The sequence below is a fragment of the Paenibacillus tengchongensis genome (assembly GCF_008973665.1).
GTDB classification, from domain to species: Bacteria; Bacillota; Bacilli; order Paenibacillales; family Paenibacillaceae; genus Paenibacillus_AQ; species Paenibacillus_AQ tengchongensis.
The window spans coordinates 1-18,660 of sequence record NZ_WACP01000024.1 but is presented as its reverse complement, the minus strand read 5'-3'; the positions used below and the strand labels follow the sequence as shown (position 1 = coordinate 18,660).

The 18,660-nt window shown below is 56.8% G+C and carries 11 protein-coding genes and 3 riboswitches; all 11 genes read left to right on the top strand.

Annotation, left to right across the window (positions count from 1 at the left end; genetic code table 11):
- The first annotated feature begins 96 nt into the window (after positions 1 to 96).
- The 11 genes from F1381_RS27185 (at position 97) to F1381_RS27135 (ending at position 18,190) form a co-directional block, all read left to right on the top strand.
- The gene (locus F1381_RS27185; protein WP_246188210.1) at positions 97 to 1,506 is read left to right on the top strand and encodes a polysaccharide deacetylase family protein; all 1,410 of its coding nucleotides are present in this window, start codon (positions 97 to 99) and stop codon (positions 1,504 to 1,506) included.
- A gap of 142 nt (positions 1,507 to 1,648) precedes the next feature.
- The gene (locus F1381_RS27180; protein ID WP_151737945.1) at positions 1,649 to 2,959 is read left to right on the top strand and encodes a DUF58 domain-containing protein; all 1,311 of its coding nucleotides are present in this window, start codon (positions 1,649 to 1,651) and stop codon (positions 2,957 to 2,959) included.
- Complete coding sequence (locus F1381_RS27175; RefSeq protein ID WP_187355591.1) at positions 2,937 to 5,270, top strand: DUF4129 domain-containing transglutaminase family protein; 2,334 nt, start codon at positions 2,937 to 2,939, stop codon at positions 5,268 to 5,270. Before F1381_RS27180 ends, F1381_RS27175 begins: the two co-directional genes overlap by 23 nt.
- Before the next feature lie 84 nt (positions 5,271 to 5,354).
- Positions 5,355 to 6,893, top strand: coding sequence for a glutamine-hydrolyzing GMP synthase (gene guaA, locus F1381_RS27170; protein ID WP_151737943.1), 1,539 nt, complete (start codon positions 5,355 to 5,357; stop codon positions 6,891 to 6,893).
- A 460-nt stretch (positions 6,894 to 7,353) separates the two neighbouring features.
- Positions 7,354 to 7,453, top strand: a riboswitch (purine riboswitch).
- Between the two features lie 121 nt (positions 7,454 to 7,574).
- Positions 7,575 to 8,975, top strand: coding sequence for an NCS2 family permease (locus F1381_RS27165; RefSeq protein WP_151737942.1), 1,401 nt, complete (start codon positions 7,575 to 7,577; stop codon positions 8,973 to 8,975).
- Between the two features lie 123 nt (positions 8,976 to 9,098).
- A complete protein-coding gene (locus tag F1381_RS27160; RefSeq protein WP_151737941.1) occupies positions 9,099 to 11,093 on the top strand; it encodes a glycosyltransferase family 39 protein in 1,995 nt (664 codons plus the stop codon).
- Complete coding sequence (locus F1381_RS27155) at positions 11,090 to 14,908, top strand: phospholipid carrier-dependent glycosyltransferase (RefSeq protein ID WP_151737940.1); 3,819 nt, start codon at positions 11,090 to 11,092, stop codon at positions 14,906 to 14,908. Before F1381_RS27160 ends, F1381_RS27155 begins: the two co-directional genes overlap by 4 nt.
- A gap of 30 nt (positions 14,909 to 14,938) precedes the next feature.
- On the top strand, positions 14,939 to 15,916 hold the full coding sequence (locus F1381_RS27150; RefSeq protein ID WP_151737939.1) for a glycosyltransferase family 2 protein: 978 nt from the start codon (positions 14,939 to 14,941) through the stop codon (positions 15,914 to 15,916).
- Positions 15,913 to 16,326, top strand: coding sequence for a GtrA family protein (locus tag F1381_RS27145; protein ID WP_246188209.1), 414 nt, complete (start codon positions 15,913 to 15,915; stop codon positions 16,324 to 16,326). Before F1381_RS27150 ends, F1381_RS27145 begins: the two co-directional genes overlap by 4 nt.
- Before the next feature lie 15 nt (positions 16,327 to 16,341).
- A complete protein-coding gene (locus F1381_RS27140) occupies positions 16,342 to 17,004 on the top strand; it encodes a class D sortase (RefSeq protein WP_151737938.1) in 663 nt (220 codons plus the stop codon).
- 134 nt (positions 17,005 to 17,138) lie between these two features.
- Positions 17,139 to 17,221: riboswitch (cyclic di-GMP riboswitch) on the top strand.
- 70 nt (positions 17,222 to 17,291) lie between these two features.
- Positions 17,292 to 17,373, top strand: a riboswitch (cyclic di-GMP riboswitch).
- A 13-nt stretch (positions 17,374 to 17,386) separates the two neighbouring features.
- A complete protein-coding gene (locus tag F1381_RS27135) occupies positions 17,387 to 18,190 on the top strand; it encodes a transglutaminase-like domain-containing protein (protein WP_151737937.1) in 804 nt (267 codons plus the stop codon).
- The last annotated feature ends 470 nt before the right edge of the window (positions 18,191 to 18,660 follow it).

Below are 18,660 nucleotides of genomic sequence, written 5' to 3'. Positions count from 1 at the left end.
TAAAGTTCATCCTCCAGGGCCACGGGCTCCATTCTATTATCGGGCTTGTCTTCATACAATTTACCAAAAGCTCGCAAAAGCCTGGAGGTAGAAAAGATGAAGTTTCGCGGTAAACAAATGATTCGCCGGATACTGCTCCGCGCATTGCCGATTATGGCCGTTCTATGGGCGGCCGCATTGCCCGGGTGGGCGACGGGCCCGCTTCCAGGCGGGTCCAGCCGGCCTCTTCCGGTTGCGGACAGCGCAGCCGCCGTATTCTCTAAGAATAATGCTCCGGCTGCCTTGAAGCAAGCAGATCCGGCTGCTGAGCGGGCTCTGCCGGCCAGGGTCACGCTCCCGGCGCAGGAAACCGGCGGACCGCCGCCGGCTGCCGCCGCAGCGTCAATGACCGTTAAGAGTACCCGGCCTGCTTCTGACGGCACGGTGGCATTGAAAGGAAATAAAGCGCACCGAACGGTCTACCTCACCTTTGACGACGGACCGAGCGCAGTTACGCCCAAGGTACTGGATATTCTGCGTGAGCAGGAGGTTAAGGGCACCTTTTTTGTGCTGGGCGAGCAGGCAAAGACCCGGCCGGAGCTGATCAATGCCATCTGGGAGCAGGGGCATGCCATCGGCAATCATACATACAATCATGATTACAGCGATTTATACAGCGGTTTTACAAGCTTCTGGACCCAGATCAAGCGGACGGAGGAAGTGCTGCGGGAGATTACAGGCATCCGCCCGCAGCTGCTGCGGGCTCCGGGCGGCACCTACGGCCATTTTGACGCTACCTATTTCGGCCTGCTGGAGCAAGCGGGATATACGGTGATGGACTGGACGGTGGACAGCGGCGACTCCCGGCGCCGGGGCGTTCCGGCCGCCGAGATTGTGCGCGATTCCGTGGAGGGGATCGGCGGGTCCGAGGTGATTCTGCTGCTGCATGACGGAGGAGGCCATGAGGAGAGCGCCAAGGCGCTTCCGGAGATTATCAAACGCTACAAGGCGGCGGGATATGCCTTCGGCGTTCTGGATAACCGTGTGCAGCAAGTGGCGTTCCGCGTGTCGTCCGCAGCGGAGAAATTGCAGCGGGTACCGCCTTCCGCAGCCTGGGTTGCGGCCAACATTGTCCCGAACGCCCGGCTGTTCGCCTCCGGCCAGCCGCTGGTTCTAGAGGTCGGCCTGCAGGAAGCCCGGCTGGAGCCGGGGGAATATCGGATTGAGCAAGGCCGCTACCTGGTCCCGTTGCGCGCGGTTATCGAACGGCTCAGCGGGGAAGTGGGCTGGGATGCCGCCGCGCGCCGCGGACGGGTGGTCTGGAACAGCCGTTCGTTTACGGCCGATGCGCAGAAGCAGCGATTCGCGGCGGCTCTGCCGCAAGGTACAGAGGAGATTCACCAAGCGGACATCCGGCTGATCGGCTCCTCTCTGTGGGTTCCGCTGCGGGAGCTGCTGGAGATGGGCGGGCATCCGCTCCGGCAGGCCGGGGTTACGGCGGAAGAACGGCGCGTCCGGACGCTGTAGGCCGGAAAAACCCTTGTCAGATAAAGATTGCGGCGGGTTTGGGCACCCTTTTTGGTGGGAAGAATAGACAGTATCAGGGCTCCGGGCATTATGCTGCAAAGAATGCTGCGGAGCTAGTCTATGACCAAAGGAAGGATGCCCGTTGTCCTCATCATTTCAGCCATATCCCGAATTCAAGCACGGCAAAGCTGTCCAGTGGCTGCGGATGGGCGGCGTAAGTACCGTATTCGCTGCTTTATATATCTGGCGCGGCGGCATGGCGCTGCTGTTTCTGCTGGCCGCAAGCCTGCTGATCATGCTCGGCGGTGCGCTTCTGCAGCTCTTCGGACCGCGCCGGGTCCAGATCGTCCGCCGGATTTCTCCGGTAAATCCGGTCGCCGGGGATACATTGACCGTGGAGTTGCAGGTGTCCTTCTCTTCGCGCATGCCGCTGCCCTGGATGCTGATTGCCGATCACTGGGAAGGGGGCTGCCACCGGGAGCTGCTCTTTCCGGGCTTCCGCCGCTGCCTGGCCTGTTCGTATACGCTGGAAGAGGTTCCGCGCGGCGTTCACCGGCTGCAGGGCTGTACAGTAACCTGGGGCGATCTCCCGGGGATGTTCACCGGCGTACTGTGTCCGGAAGGCGCAGACGGCTTTAAGGTGCTGCCCCGGGCCTTGCCGCTTACGGGTGCGCTACCGCAGTATGGCACGGCGGCTGGCCATATGGCTGTGCTTCACCAGGGCAAAGCCCAGGGGAGCGAAACGGCAGAGGTCCGTGATTACGCACCCGGCGATCCGTTGAACCGGATTCACTGGAAGAACAGCGCCCGCAAGGGGACGCTGCAGAGCCGGGTGCCCGAACGGGAGCAGGGACGCATGACCTGCATTGTGCTGGCCAGCGACCCGGTAAGCTATGCCATGCCCCACGCGCTGCTTCCGCCGCGCATCCGCAGGAATGCTTCACCGCCGGCTTTTGAACTGGGGGTTTCGGCGACGATGGGGCTGCTGCTGGCGGCCGAGCGCTCCGGGGCCTATGTACAGCTGTTCAGCGGGGGCTGGCCGGAAGGAATGGCGCGCTATGAGGGAATGGGCCGCATTCCCGTCCGGGTGCGGGAGCTCCTGACAGAGATCCAGCCGGACGGCAGCCGCAGCCTGGCCCGGCTGCTGGAGGATGCCTCGCGGAACTGGATTCCCGGAATGACGGTGACGGTGGTTACGGGATTGCTTGAACCGGAATCGGCACGCGTGCTGGCGGGCTGCCTGATGCAGGGAATCCAGGTGGAGCTGTATTACATGTGGGACCGGCTGGCCGAGTCTCTGCCGAAGGAGGCAGCACCCGGCAAGGGCCGCACGGGGGGGACGATAGCTGCAAGTCTGTTGCGGCTGGGAGCGCGGCTCTATTGTCTGGATGAGCCGGCATTCCGGTCCGGACACGGGGAGGCGGCCATCCATGGGCATCCGGGACATTCATGACAGCGGTAAAATGACGCCGCCGGGCGGAAGCGCCCCGGCGGGAGCTCCGGTTACCCCGGGCCGGCTTTCTGCGGACCCCGCTGGCGGGGCGGACGACAGCAGTATGCAGAGCCCGGATGGGAGAGGGAGCAGCAGGCCTGGATACAGGGGAGACATTCCCCTCTATTACCGGCTGCTGTTCTCTTTGGCCATTGCGGGCATTTTTGCGGAGTGGCTGCTGCCGCTGCACCGCTCGTCGCCCGGCGGCGCCACGGCTGCGCTGCTGGAGGTCCTGATGCTGTCTGCGGCGCTGCTGCTGTTCTGGGGCAGCTTCCGTATCCCTGTGGCGCTGCAGGCGGGAGGCCAGTTTGCCATCATTGCCCTGACCTGGTATTGGGCCGCCTCGGCGGGCGGCGGACCGGCCTGGCTGGAGCTGTATGCCGCCGGGCTCAAAGAGGAGGCGGCGCTGCTGTTTACCGGGCGGATCGCGGAGCTCGGCGAAGCCTCGCGGCTGCTGATCCTCACTGCCGGCTGGGGGCTGCTGGTCTCCTCCGTGCAGCAGCTGGCCCTGCACAAAGGCAGCGCGATGCTTTTTTATGCCGTGACGCTCCTCTATCTGCTGGCCCTTCATCTCGTGTTTGGTCTGGACACGGACCGCGATGTGCCGGTTGCGGCCTGCCTGATCCTCTGGATGCACATGATGGGCACCCTGCTGCGTCTTGCGGAGACGTCGGGGGAACGCAGGCTCCCTTATGCCCGCTGGGGCGGGGGTGCGCTCGCCGCCGCTGTGCTGCTCGCGCTTGCGGCCTGGGCCGGCGGCCTGTTCTACGGCCCCCGGCCGGCGGCTCCGCTGACGCTGCAGCAGGTGTATGCGAAGCTGCAGGAGTTGGCGGACGGACAGCTCCGCCAGCAGAACCGCGGCCCGTTCCAGGCCGGCACCACCGGATACGGCTCCTCCGGGCAGGAGCTGGGCGCTCCGCTGACGCCTTCATCCGAGCCGGTACTTACGGTAACTGCGGGCCGGCCGGTATACCTGAAAGGGGAGAGCCTCGCCGAATACGACGGACGCCGCTGGCTCAAGGACGGCGAACCGCTTGCCCGCCGCAGCCTGACCGCCTTGCCCGCGGAGGGCCTGCCGAAAGCGGGCGCTATGCTCAAGCAGAGAATCGAGTTCGCCTCGCCTTCGGCCGGGGGAGTGCCGCTGTTTCAGGCCGGAACTGTGCTGGATGTGGAGCAGGTCGGGCTTACGGACGGCTCCGTGCTCGGCTTTGTGCTGGCCGGCCGCGAACATGGCGGGTACTGGCTTCCGCTGACCGGTGCTTCCGCCGGCATTGAGGGCTACACCGTGATCTCCCGGCTGCCGGTGGATAACCCTGCGGTACTGCGTGCGGCCGGAGGCGGAGATCCTGCTGCGGTGACCTCCGCTTACCTGCAGCTTCCGGAGACGCTGCCCGCTCGGGTGTCCCGGCTGGCCGGACAGCTGACGGGCGGAGCAGCCAGCCGGTATGATGCCGCCGCCGCCGTCCGCGACTATTTGCAGCAGGGCTATACGTATACGCTGGACACGCGTATTCCGCCTGCCGGGAGCGACTTCGCCGACGATTTCCTGTTCGGAACGCGGGAGGGCTACTGCGTGCATTTCGCCACGGCGATGACCGTCCTGCTGCGCAGCAGCGGCATTCCCGCCCGCTATGTGCAGGGCTACGGCCCGGGCACGCCGCTCGCAGGCGCGGAAGCCGGCAGCTACGCCGTCACCGCGGCCGATGCCCACGCCTGGGTGGAGGTCTATTTCCCCGGCGCGGGCTGGGTCCCCTTCGACCCGACGCCGGGCTTCACCGCCGCCGCCGGCACAGCGGCGGCCGGTCCCGCGGCGGAGCCCGCCGCCGCGCCGGAACCGTCCGCGGGGTCCCGCGCGGACGTTGCCCTGCCCGCCCTGCCCCCGGCGGGCGGGCCGGCTGCGCCGCTGCCGGCGGCGGCGCTGGCCCTGGCGGCCGCCCTCTGGCGCTGGCGGCGCAGCCTGGCCCTGCTGCCGGCGGCGCTGCGCCCCGGCAGCGTCAGCCGCGAGCGGCAGCTGCGCGCCGCCGCGCTGGCCTGGCGCGGGCTGGCGGCGCGCTACGGGCCGCCGCCGCCCGGGGCGACGGCGCGCGAATACGCCGCCGCGCTGGCTGCGGAGGACCCGCGGCTGCGGCGCGCGGTCCAGGAGTTTGTACGCCAGTGGGAGACACTGGCGTACGGTGCAGCCGGGCCGCCCTGCGGGTGCGGCCCGCCCGCCGGGGCAGACGGCGCCGCCTTTGTCGCCCGCTGCCTGGCGCTTACGTTCCGGCTGGGTTGACCATCCCAGCCGGACGCTCCGCCTCCCTTGACGCTGCGATTTATCCATGAGTATAATGAATCCAATAATTAAGGGAGGCACGTAATGAACAAGCCAAATGAAATTGTCGTCGTTCTCGATTTCGGGGGACAATATAACCAGCTGATCGCCCGCAGAATCCGCGATCTCGGAGTCTACAGCGAGCTGCTGCCGTACAACACGCCGGTGGAGAAGATCAAAGCTTTGCAGCCGAAGGGAATTGTATTCTCGGGCGGACCGAGCAGCGTATATGCCGAGAATGCACCGCATGTAGACCCGGCCGTTTATGATCTGGGACTGCCTATTTTCGGCATTTGCTACGGCATGCAGCTGATGGCCCATCAGCAGGGCGGTAAGGTGGAGCGTGCGGACAAGCGTGAATACGGCAAGGCCAACGTCGATTTTCTGGAGCATGCGGCTCTGGCGAAGGGCCTGGAGAGCGGACAGACGGTCTGGATGAGCCACGGCGACCACGTGGTGGAGCTTCCGGCCGGCTTTGTGCTGGATGCGGGTACAGAGAGTGCGCCGATTGCCGCGATGAGCCATGCGGAGCGGAAGTTCTATGCCGTGCAGTTCCATCCGGAAGTGCGCCACTCGGTGAACGGGAACGACATGATTTCTAATTTCTTGTACGAGGTTTGCGGCTGTGAAGGCAACTGGACGATGGAATCGTTCATTGAGGATGCGGTGCAGGATATCCGCAGCAAGGTCGGGGACAAGAGCGTGCTGTGCGCACTGAGCGGCGGTGTCGATTCTTCTGTCGTGGCCATGCTGATTCACAAGGCGATCGGCGACCAGCTGACCTGTATGTTCATCGACCACGGCCTGCTGCGCAAGGGCGAGGCCGAGAGCGTCATGGAGACTTTTGTCGGCAAATTCGACATCCATGTCGTGAAGATCGACGCGCGCGACCGTTTCTTGGGCAAGCTGGCCGGTGTCTCCGATCCGGAACAGAAGCGCAAGCTGATCGGCAACGAGTTTATTTACTGCTTCGACGAAGAATCCGCCAAGCTGGGTGACTTTGCGTTCCTGGCCCAGGGCACGCTGTACACGGATATCGTGGAGAGCGGTACGGCGACAGCCCAGACGATCAAGTCGCATCACAATGTAGGCGGTCTGCCGGAAGACATGAAGTTCAGCCTGATCGAACCGCTGAATACCCTGTTTAAGGATGAAGTCCGCAAGGTAGGCGAGGAACTGGGACTGCCGAAGGAAATCGTCATGCGCCAGCCGTTCCCGGGTCCGGGTCTCGCGATCCGTGTGCTGGGCGAAGTGACCGAGGACAAGCTGCAGATCGTCCGCGATTCCGACTATATCCTGCGTGAGGAGATCGCCAAGGCCGGTCTCGACCAGGAGATCTGGCAGTATTTCACCGCGCTGCCGAATATGAAGAGCGTTGGCGTGATGGGTGACGAACGTACGTATTCCTACACCGTCGGTATCCGCGCCGTTACCTCCATCGACGGCATGACCGCCGATTGGGCGCGCATCCCGTGGGATGTGCTGGAGAAGATCTCGGTGCGCATCGTCAATGAGGTGGAGAATGTCAACCGCATCGTGTACGACATCACTTCCAAGCCGCCGGCAACCATCGAGTGGGAGTAGTACTGTAATTTATTCTGCACCTGTTTGATTGCTGCCTTGCCTGAACAGCGAGTATCGGCAAATCCGATCTGTATAACCCGAGAGTCTTCCCGGACCGCAAAAGTTGCGGCCGGGAGGGCTCTTTTTTGATACCGGACCGGGAGGAACATGGGAGCCGGCCAAGCCCGGCAGGGGAATTTCGATCTGTATTGCTGTATCCTAAGAGAATCGTTGCGGATATACACCTTAACGGCCGTCCATGATCAAAGCCTCCCTACGGCGCATAACTTTCCTCAAACAGGGCATTTCTAGAGCATGTACATGCAGAGAATCCTATAATTCCAAGTTTCGGCTTCTGCCCGCCGTCATTCCAGAATATATATTAAAATTGTACGATTTACGAACATTATCACAAACCTAACGGATAATGTTCGTATTTACCATTGACAAGTCATGTCAACTACACCTAAAATGAAAAAGCGTTCAAAGCAGCATATACATTCGTATAATTCCGGGGATTGGCCTGGAAGTATCTACGAGGTCACCGTAATGGCCTGGCTACGATAAAGAAGTGCAACGTCCTGACTGATTCTGCGGATATCTGCAGAGCAGGGAAGAGACAACGCTTTTTTCAGCCGGTGCCCATGTGGATGCCGGCTTTTGCTTGCGTACAGATACCACACACCTTAGGGGGAGAATAATTTGAACCGCTTCTTCAAGCTCAAAGAAAACGGAACCACCGTCCGCACGGAAATTATGGCCGGGATCACGACTTTTATGGCCATGGCTTACATTCTGTCGGTCAATCCAAGCACACTGACAGCCTTCGGCCGGATCGATATGGGCTGGTATTCCGTATTTCTGGCTACGGCGCTGGCCGCCGGTATTTTTACAATTGCTATGGGCGTCTTCATTAACTTTCCGGTAGCTCTGGCTCCGGGCATGGGGCTTAATGCATACTTTGCTTCCGTAATTTTAGCTTCGGCCTCCACCGATCATGAGTTTACCTGGCAGATGGGCCTTACAGCGGTCTTTATCTCCGGTTTGATTTTTATTCTGCTTACCGTAACCAAAGTACGGCAAATGCTGCTGATTGCTATTCCCGACAGCTTGAAGCATGCGATAACAGTAGGTATTGGCCTCTTCATCACCATTGTCGGACTGAAGAACAGCGGACTGATGACCATCGGCGTCGAAGCCGGCAGCGATATTCCGGCCAACACCCTGACCGATGTGCTTTCATTTGAGACAGTTATCCATATGGGCAGCCTAGAGAACTCGAACGTGCAGCTTGTTATCATCGGCCTTCTGCTGATCGCCATTCTGATGGTGCTGAGAGTGCGCGGGGCCATCCTGTTCGGGATTCTCGGCACGACGCTTGTAGCCATTCTGATGGGCGTTGTCGATTTCAGCTCGCTGAACAACCCGACGACTCCTTGGGTTCCGGATTTCACCCAGCTTAACTTCTGGCAGTTCGACTGGGACGGCATCATGCATACCGGTATTGTCTCGGCCATTGCCACCTTTACTTTCGTAGAATTGTTTGATACCTTCGGCACCCTGGTGGGTACCGCAGAACGCGCAGGAATTATGAAGAACAAGGAAGAAGGACAGAAGCGCGTCGGCAATGCGATGTTCGTTGATGCTATTGCGGTTGCCGGTGGTGCAATGATGGGTACTTCCACTACCACGGCATACGTGGAAAGTGCAGCCGGTGTTGCTGAAGGCGGGCGTACAGGCCTGACTGCCGTAACAACAGGTATCTGCTTCCTGCTTGCACTGTTCCTGGCTCCGGTTGTCGCCCTGATTCCGGGCTCGGCTACCGCCGCTGCATTGATTATCGTCGGCGTGCTGATGGCCCAATCGATCCGCGACATTGATTTTCAGGATATGGTCGTTGCCATCCCGTCCTTCCTGACCTTCACGATTATGGCGTTCACTTATAATATCGCCAACGGTATTTCGTTCGGTATCGTAACTTATGTTATTCTCGCTTGTGTGGCCAACCTGGCCGGTAAAAAGAAATATGATATCCACTGGATGATGTGGGTACTGGCCGTGCTGATCGTTCTGCGTTATCTGCTGATCGGCAGCCAGGGCTAAAGCGGATCTCTTTCAGCTATATACAGCGCAATGTCAAACGGTTCCTTCAATAGAAATTGAAGGGGCCGTTTTTTCTTTCCTTGATCCAATATTTAGATTATATTGTTGAAGAGGTGATCAATATTGCCTGGATATGCGAACAGACTCCTTCGCTCGTTCAAGTCCAACCCGTGGCCGCTGCTGCTGTTTGTGCTGGGGGCAACCGTGCGGCTCATTTATATGGGCTCCATTCCCCCGGGACTCAACCAGGACGAGGCTTCGGTCGGTTATGATGCCTATGCCATTCTTCATTACGGCATGGACCGCAACGGCGTTCATCTGCCGGTCCATTTGATTGCCTGGGGCAGCGGACAAAACGCGCTTTACGCCTATTTATCTATACCGTTTCTTTTGCTGTTCGGATTGAATCCGCTCTCCGTGCGGGCGCTCAGTGTCTTCATGGGGCTTATCGGCATGCTTTTCTTCTATTTGATTATGCGGCGGCTGTATCCATCCAAGGCCGCAGGTGCCTTCGCCATGTTTATCATCGCCATCAATCCTTGGCATATCATGATGTCCCGCTGGGCGCTGGAATCCAATTTGTTTCCGACAGTGGTGCTTATCGCTTTTTATTTTCTCATACGCTCCTGCGAAGACCCGAAGTGGTCATTTGGCTTTACCGCATTGCTGGCACTTTCGCTTTATGCTTATGGCACGGCCTACTTTTTTGTGCCTGTCTTTGCTGTGCTGGCTGCCGTGCTGCTGCTGTACCGCCGGAAGCTGAAGCTGCAGATGCTGCTGTGGAACAGTGTGCTATTTGTGCTCGCGGCTCTGCCCATATTATTATTTATAGTAATTAACCGCTACGGACAGGCGGGAATTCATACTCCGTTCCTGTCGGTTCCCAAGCTGACGGTGCCGCGTGTGGAAGAGGTATCCTCGATCTTTGGCGGGGACATGCTGAAGACGGCCTGGAATCATTTCCGCGTATTTACGGAGATGATGTACACCGGAAGCGACGGTTTGCTGTGGAATACGCTTCCGGACTACGGGTATGCGTATCCGCTTGGATTGCCCGTGGCTGCTATCGGATTGTTTGTCATGCTTGCAGCTTCCCGGAAGCGCGCAAGCGGGGGAGAAGGCCAGGCGCTGGTGCTGCTCTGGCTGCTTGCCGCCGTACTGATGGCTTTCATTACAGATGTGAATATTAACCGCATGAATATTATTTTCTTCCCGCTGCTGCTGCTGATTGCCGCAGGCTGCATGTGGCTGTGGCGCCGGATCCGGTTCGCAGGCATCTTAGCGTCATCGGCCTTCGCGGTCATGTTCGGCATGTTCGCGAATGCGTATTTCCGCGAGCTTCCGCAGGAGATCGGCCCGGCCTTCTATGAATCTGCCGGAGAAGCCATTTCCTATGCCTCCGGGCATAGCTCCGGAGAGGTTTACGTTACCGACGAGATCAACATGCCTTATATCTACGTGCTTTTTTATGAAAGAATAGATCCCGCCGACTTCCTGGATACCGTGGTTTATGCCAACCCCGGCGGCGCTTTCCAGCAGGTATCCTCCTTCGGGCGGTACCGCTTCGGCCGTCTGCAGACGGTTCCTTCCGGCAGCGCGTATGTGTTTGGCAACAACGATCCGCTTCCTGCCGTTCAAGGGGAATATTCGATTAAACAGTTCGCCCGCTACAGCGTCCTGCTGAGCGGAGAGGATAGCGGAGCAAGCGGCGGCAGCGTCTCCGCTGAGCCCGGAGGATTTGTGAACGGAGGATTCGAAGAAGGAACTTCAGGCTGGAGCTTCACGGCCGGTACGGGAGTGGCCGCCAACAATCCTTATAGCGGCACGGGGCTGGCTTATCTGGATCCCGGCGGGGACAAACGCGTTGCGCAGGTGTTCACGCCGGCCGCATCAGGAGAGTACCGCATAAGCGTTATTGCCAGTGCTGCTGCTGCCGGAGGCAAGCTGGGAATTCGTGCAGGCGGCGTGACGCTGGCGGAAATGGAACTTGCTGCGGGGGAGACATATCACCCGAATGATCTGCCTGCAGTCGCCCTGAAAGAGGGTGAGCAGGCGGAGATTTATATAACCGGCGGCAACGGCTGGATTAACATTGACGAGGTGAGGTTGGAACAATGATCAAAAAAACACACAGGTTCACTGTCTTCGCCATTATGCTGTTATTGTTCATACTTCCTGCGGCAAGCGTATTTGCCGACGGCAATTTGCTGCAGAATCCCGGATTCGAGGAAGGGGAAAGCGGCGTGCCGCTGGGCTGGACGAAGGATGAATGGATTCCCGGTGAGGGCTCTGGCCTATTGTCCGTCCAGTCCGAGGAGGTTCATTCCGGAAGCAAGGCGGCGGTGATTGAGAATCTGGAACCGAACCATTTGAAGTGGGTTCAGACCCTTGCTGTCGAGCCGGGCAGTTACTACAAAATCTCCGGCTACATTAAAGTCGCCAGCACCGCCGGCGGCGGGCTTGGCGCAAATATCTTTCCCGTAGGCATTGGCGGAGGCTATCCCGCCGTGGCTGACACGGGCGGAGACTGGCAGTACCTGGAGTTCTACGGCCAGACCGGCCAGGAACAGAAGGAGGTCGGCATCGGTGCAGCGCTCGGCGGCTATTCCAATCTGATCCAAGGAAAAGCCTATTTCGACGACTTGTCCGTGGAACGGGCGGATGCGCTCCCTGAAGGCGTGAGCGCCATATCCCTGGAAGCAACAGCCGCCGGCGGCAGCGGTGATTCCGCAGCCGCTCCGCATAAAGTGTCCCCGGCCAAGCTGCTGGCCTTCTCGGCGCTCTTCAGCGCGTTCTTTGCGCTGATGTACAACCAGGCTTTCCGCAGCAACCGGCTGCTGAAGCAGGAAGAAGCCGTTTATACCCGCTGGCTGTACGTTATTTTCGGGGCGGCTTTTATTCTGCGGATCTGGATCGGTCTAACTGCTCAGGGCTTCCAGAACGACATGAATACCTTTATTGCCTGGGGACAGCGCATGGCGGATCTCGGTCCGGGCAAGTTTTACGAGGAGGGGTATTTCGCCGATTACCCGCCGGGGTACTTGTACATACTGTACTTACTAACCCTGATCAAGAATATGTTCGGCTTCGCCCACGGTTCCGGCGGAGAGACGCTGCTCTTCAAGCTGCCGGCCATCGTGTCCGATCTGGTGCTGGGATACCTTATCTACCGGCTCGGCCGCAAGAAGCTCGGCTCCGGCCTGGCGCTTGGCCTTTCGCTGCTGTTCCTGTTTAACCCCGCTGTGCTGATGGACTCCGCAGCCTGGGGGCAGGCCGATTCGTTCTTTGTCGTGTTCCTCCTGCTGAGCATTGCCGGAGTCGTAGACAAAGCCTTCGTCCGGGCGGCGGTCTTCTTTGCCCTGGCGGCCATTATCAAGCCGCAGGCGTTTATCTTTACGCCTGTGCTGCTGTTTGCCTTTTACCATGCGCGGGCCTGGAAGCAGCTCGCCGTAGGCGCTTTGTATGGGCTGGGAATCTTTATTGTGCTGGCTACACCGTTTTTCTGGAACAACGGCGGGCTTGGCGGACTCATCGATCTTTACCGCAGTACGCTGTCTTCCTATCCGTATTCTACAGTGAATGCCTTTAATCTCTATGCCCTGACGGATCCGCTATGGTCCTCGCTGGACATGATGTTCCTCGGCATACCTTACCGGACGTGGGGATTTATTGTAATACTGTTTGCCGTTGCGACAGCCGCGCATTTTTCGTTCAAGAAGGACGGAAAGGACCTGTCCAAATCCTATTTTATCGGAATGATCCTGATTGTGATCATGTTTGTGCTCGGCACCAAAATGCATGAGCGCTACATGTACCCGGCACTGGCTCTGGCGCTGTTTGCTTTTATCGAGAGCAAGGACCGCCGGTTCCTGACCCTGTTCCTTGGCTTCAGCATCACCCAGTATATCAATGTTGGCTATACACTGGCCTTCCTGAACACCGGCAGCAATCCGCCTTCCGACGGCATTGTGCTGGTCACTTCCATTGCCAACCTGGCGCTGCTGGGCTACATGCTGTATATCGGCCTGGCGGTATATATCCGCGGCGATGTAAAGCAGCTTCCGCAGCCGCTTACGCCAGAGGAGCGGTATGCCGCCGATGTGCGGCTGGCCGAAGAGCTGCGCCAGCCGGATGCCGGCGCCGGTACAACCAAGAGCCGGCTGCTGACCCGTAAGGACTGGATTCTCATGCTGGCGATTACCGCCATATACACGGCGCTGGCCTTAACGAATCTCGGGACGGCGAAATCACCGGAGACGCTGTGGCGTCCTGCCGCAGCCGGCGACAGCTTTGTTGTCGATCTGGGGCAGAACAGACAGCTGGAGCGGGTAAATATATTCGGAGGCGTCGGCACCGGCAAGTTCAAGCTGGAATTCGGCCAGACCCCGGATGCCTGGAACAGCCCGCTTGATGTGAACGAAGAAGTCGGCAACGTTCTTATCTGGAAAAGCCAGCAGCTAAACGTACCGGCAAGATACGTCAAAGTGACGGTGGAATCGCCGGGGTTCATTCTGCACGAGATGGCGTTTTATGAGCAGGGCGGAGCACGGACGCCGCTTCCTGTAGCTGCTGTAACGCCAGTAGCCGGAACGCCTACAGAAGGTGAGCCCGCCCATCTGTTCGACGAGCAGGCGCTCATCCCGGAATATTCCGCCTTCATGAACAGCACTTATTTCGATGAGATATACCATGCCCGGACCGCTTATGAATACACGCATGGCATCGTTCCTTATGAGAATACCCATCCGCCGCTCGGGAAGCTGCTGATCTCGGTCGGTATGGAGCTGTTCGGAGTCAATCCGTTCGGCTGGCGCATTATCGGTACGCTGTTCGGCGTTGCCATGCTGCCGCTGATCTACCTTATGAGCAAGCGGCTGTTCCATAAGACGCTGTATGCTGCTCTTGCAGCGGGGCTGTTCGCCCTGGATTTCATGCACTTTACCCAGACGCGGATTGCAACCATTGATGTATACGGCGTATTCTTCATTATGTTAATGTTCTATTTCATGCAGCGTTACTGCACTATGAATTTCTACCGTGAGCCGCTGCGCCGGACGCTGCTGCCGCTCTTCTGGTCGGGGCTGTTCTTCGGTATCGGCGTTGCCTCCAAGTGGATCGTGCTGTATGGCGGCGCCGGGCTAGCAATTATGCTGTTCCTGTCATTGTTTGAGCGCTACAGAGAATATAAGGCAGCCGGGCGTGTGCTGGCTGAAGCCAAGCAGGAGGACAACGAGCTCAAAGTCCAGCTGCGAAAGACGGACCGCACATTCTGGAGAAAAACCATCATTACTTTGGCCAGCTGCGTAGGTTTTTTTGTCATCATCCCGGCGGTTATCTATGCCTTGTCCTTCATTCCGGTACTGTCGGTTACAGCTGAAGGCTATACCTTTAAGGGACTGATTGACGCCCAGAAAAATATGTACAACTACCACAGCCAGCTTGTGGCGACTCATCCGTTCTCTTCCCAGTGGTGGGAGTGGCCGTTTATGAAACGCCCGGTCTGGTTCTACAGCGGTGGCGAAGGTCTGCCGGACGGACGGGTCAGCAGCATTGTCACCATCGGCAATCCGCTGATCTGGTGGACGGGAATCTTTGCGATGCTGGCAGCGGTATGGTTTACGGTCAAGCGCAAGGAGAAGAGCCTGTACATGCTGTGGATCGGCTTCTTCTCGCAGTATGTGCCATGGATGCTGGTGCCGCGTGAGACATTCCTTTACCATTATTTTGCCATGGTGCCGTTTATGATTCTTGCTATTGTATATATCATGAAGCTGCTGGAGGACAGATTCGCCGAGGCGCGATATGTCCGCTACGCTTATGTGGCTGCGGCTGCCATTCTGTTTATTATGTTCTACCCTGTGCTCTCGGGCATGGAGGTTAACCGGAGCTATGTTACAGATATCTTACGCTGGTTCCCATCCTGGGTATTCTAAGGGAACTGCTGAAATTAGGAGGAACCAAGGGTGAAAGCCAGATACAGTGTAGTGGTCCCTATGTTCAATGAGGAGGAAGTCATCCGGCATACGTATCAGCGGCTCCGGAGCGTGATGGATGAATGTGGCGACACGTATGAGCTGGTGTTCGTCAACGACGGAAGCCGCGACCGGACGGCGGAGATTATACGGGAGATCTGCGAAGCCGACGCGCATGTCAAACTGGTGGATTTCTCCCGTAATTTCGGGCATCAGGTGGCGATTAGCGCCGGAATGGATTATGCCGAAGGCGACGCGGTGGTTGTCATCGATGCCGACCTGCAGGATCCGCCGGAGGTGATTCTCCAGATGATCGCCAAATGGAAGCAGGGGTATGAAGTAGTCTATGCCAAACGTCTGAAGCGGCACGGAGAGACATTGTTCAAGAAAACGACCGCCAAGCTCTTTTACCGCATCCTCCGCAGTATGACCAGTGTCGATATACCGACCGATACCGGAGATTTCCGGCTGATCGACCGCAAGGTATGCGATGTGCTGCGCGGGCTTAAGGAGAAGAACCGCTATGTCCGGGGCCTGGTGAGCTGGGTCGGCTTCCGCCAGACAAGCGTGGAATATGTGCGTGAGGAGCGCTTCGCCGGCGAAACCAAGTATCCTTTGAAAAAAATGATCCGGTTTGCCCTGGACGGCATCACCTCTTTTTCGCATAAGCCGCTGAAGATTGCTACCTACGTAGGGTTCTTTCTGAGCTTCTTCAGCTTTCTGTACCTGTTCCTGGTTGTATTCCAAAAGTTCTTCACTTCCTGGAATTATCCCGGCTGGACCTCGATTGTGGGCATCAATCTTCTCTTTAACGGCATCACCCTGATGCTGCTCGGGGTCATCGGCGAGTATATCGGGCGGATCTATGATGAGTCGAAGGACCGACCTTTGTATATCGTACGTGAAGTGAAGGGATACCGGAATGGAGATCATAGTGATGGGCAAGAGCAAGCAAGGGGTACGGAATGATGCCGGATAACGGCAACGGGCGGCGGTCCGGATTTGTGCAGTTTCTGAAATTCAATGCGGTAGGGCTGCTCAATACGCTGATTGATTTTGCTGTGTTTACCCTGCTGCATGCACTTGGAATGATGAATACGCCCGCGCAGATTCTTTCCTACAGTGCCGGTACGGCCAATAGCTTTTTCTGGAATAAAAAAGTGACGTTTAAAGACCCTGCCCGGGATGCCCGTGATGGCTTTGACCGGATACAACTGCTTAAATTCATTATTTTGAATTTGGCTGTATTGGGGATTTCGGTGATCTTGATTGATCTGTTTACCGGTATGCTTGGCCTGCAGGTGCTGGTGGCCAAGGTACTGGTTACAGGAATTACGGTTGTCATTAATTTCATCGGCAGCCGCAAATGGGTGTTCTGAACGGAGGCAGAGGCTATGCGCAAGTTCGCTTATTTGATTATATTGGCCGGTGTGCTTGTCATGCTCTATCCCAAAGCAAGCGAGTGGTATAATGACCGGCAGCAGGAGAAGCTGCTGGCGGAAGCCGAAGCATCATACAGTGCCGTTGCTCCAGGCTCTAACACGGAGTCTGAACTGGCCAAGCCCTATGCCGAGGTAACGGAGCTGCTGGCCGAGGAAGCGGCGGCAGAGGAATCCTCGCCGGCTTCCGGAAGCGCGGATAACCGCGAGGTAGAGCTTGGGGGAAGTGTCATTGGTATCATTTCCATAGAGACGATTGATGTGAAGCTGCCGATTCTCGAAGGGGCGACCAAAGCCAACATGAAGCATGCGGCAGCCCATATGAAGGAAACGGCGCCAATCGGTGAAATCGGGAATGCAGCCATTGCTGCACACCGTTCCCGAACGGCGGGCCGGCTTTTTAACAGGCTGGACGAGGTTAAGGCGGGAGATACGGTCAGCGTGAAGACTGCGGAAGGCCAGTTTGATTACGAGGTATATGATATTTCTATTGTGGAACCGACGGATGTATCCGTGCTGAACGGCAATGATAAGGACCGGATTCTTACCCTGATTACGTGTGATCCGCTGGTCAATCCGACGCACCGCCTGATTATTCATGCTAAGCTGACCCGCTAAACTGTTGATAATCGACAAATAACTGTGAGCATATTTAAAATTTTTAATAAAATGCAAGAAAAAAGGCCTAAATCCGACGATTTAGGCCTTGAAACTATGCCTATCTATGATACTATATATCTATCAAAGCTAAACACGATAAACGGCAAACCTATCGAAAGGTAGGGACGCAAAGCTACAGGGCCTTCCCCGTCATGGATGGCAGCCAGCTACCGAATGAAGAGGCTTTTTTTGTTTGTTCTTTTACTGTTGGACCGTCTCTCAGACTAGCAAGATAGATAAAGCTTGCACGATAACGGCAAACCTACCGAAAGGTAGGGACGCAAAGCTACAGGGCCTTCCCGTCATGGATGGCAGCCAGCTACCGAAAGGGGTTTTATCCATGAAGAAATTTTATTTAATGCTCGCTACACTGTTTATCGTCGTTACTTCGTCGCTTCAAGCTGGTACAGCTCACGCTGCGACGGATTGGCTCAATACATCGAAGTTAGGTCAAGGCATTGTTTCGGTTTCTTATGAAGTTCCGAAGGACAAGCGTATTAAAGTAATGATCACTAAGGGCGATAGCAGCTACACTTACAACCTCTTTGCCTCCAAGAAGACAGAAAGCTTCCCGCTGCAGCAAGGCAATGGTGCATATAAGGTCTCCGTGCTGGAGAACACTGGCGGTAATAAATACAAATTGGTTACTTCCGAGACCGTAAATCTCAGCATGAACAACGCTAATGACGTGTACCTGAGCTCGGTACAGAATGTAAGCTGGAGCTCTTCCGATAAGGCTGTATCGAAGGCCGATCAGCTGACCAAAGGCTTGACTACAGATAAGGCGAAAGTTGAAGCTATCTATAACTACATTGTTTCCAATATTAAATATGATTACACCTTGGCTGCTAATGTGGCCAGCGATTATATTCCGAACAACAACACGACGCTCGCAACCAAGAAAGGTATCTGCTACGATTACGCTTCTTTGTTCGCAACGATGCTGCGCAGCGAAGGAATTCCGACGAAGCTTGTTATGGGGAATACCAGCTACGTGAATACGTATCATGCCTGGAATGAAGTCCTGCTGGACGGCAAGTGGGTAACCATTGATACTACAGTAGACGCAGGTCTGGGTAAGGGCGGTAAGACGGCCAGCTATGCTAAAGTGGCCAGTAAATATACAGCTGCCAAGTACTATTAATATAAGATCATTTCTGAAGGATAACCTGCTTAAATATTAAGCGGGTTTTCTTTTTTTATTTGGGGGTTGCTTTTTGGGTGCGATGTGGGGTATTATAAGTAAGCGTTGTTGGAGCGCTTGAAAGTTTGAATACGAAATGCTTGAATAAAACATTTCAAAAAAAGCTTGCATCGAGCTCAGCAGTGTGATATATTATAAGAGTTGCTGCTGATGAGAAATTGATCGAACGCAACGATGTTGATCTTTGAAAACTGAACAACGAGTGAGTATCGGAATTCACCTTATTGGTTTCAATAAAAGTGATTCCACAAATGAGAATTTATTCTCGTCAGTTTCAAAATGAGCTATCAGCTTATTCGATAAATTTTCGAATGGTTATTTTCTCGAAGCGATTCGGGTGAAGTAGCCGCTCGAAAAAACCTTATTGGAGAGTTTGATCCTGGCTCAGGACGAACGCTGGCGGCGTGCCT

Coding starts and splice junctions, on each gene's coding strand:
- F1381_RS27185 (WP_246188210.1), top strand. CDS start 97: ATGAAGTTTCGCGGTAAACAAATGATTCGCCGGATACTGCTCCGCGCA.
- F1381_RS27175 (WP_187355591.1), top strand. CDS start 2,937: ATGGGCATCCGGGACATTCATGACAGCGGTAAAATGACGCCGCCGGGC.
- guaA (WP_151737943.1), top strand. CDS start 5,355: ATGAACAAGCCAAATGAAATTGTCGTCGTTCTCGATTTCGGGGGACAA.
- F1381_RS27155 (WP_151737940.1), top strand. CDS start 11,090: ATGATCAAAAAAACACACAGGTTCACTGTCTTCGCCATTATGCTGTTA.
- F1381_RS27145 (WP_246188209.1), top strand. CDS start 15,913: ATGATGCCGGATAACGGCAACGGGCGGCGGTCCGGATTTGTGCAGTTT.
- F1381_RS27140 (WP_151737938.1), top strand. CDS start 16,342: ATGCGCAAGTTCGCTTATTTGATTATATTGGCCGGTGTGCTTGTCATG.
- F1381_RS27135 (WP_151737937.1), top strand. CDS start 17,387: ATGAAGAAATTTTATTTAATGCTCGCTACACTGTTTATCGTCGTTACT.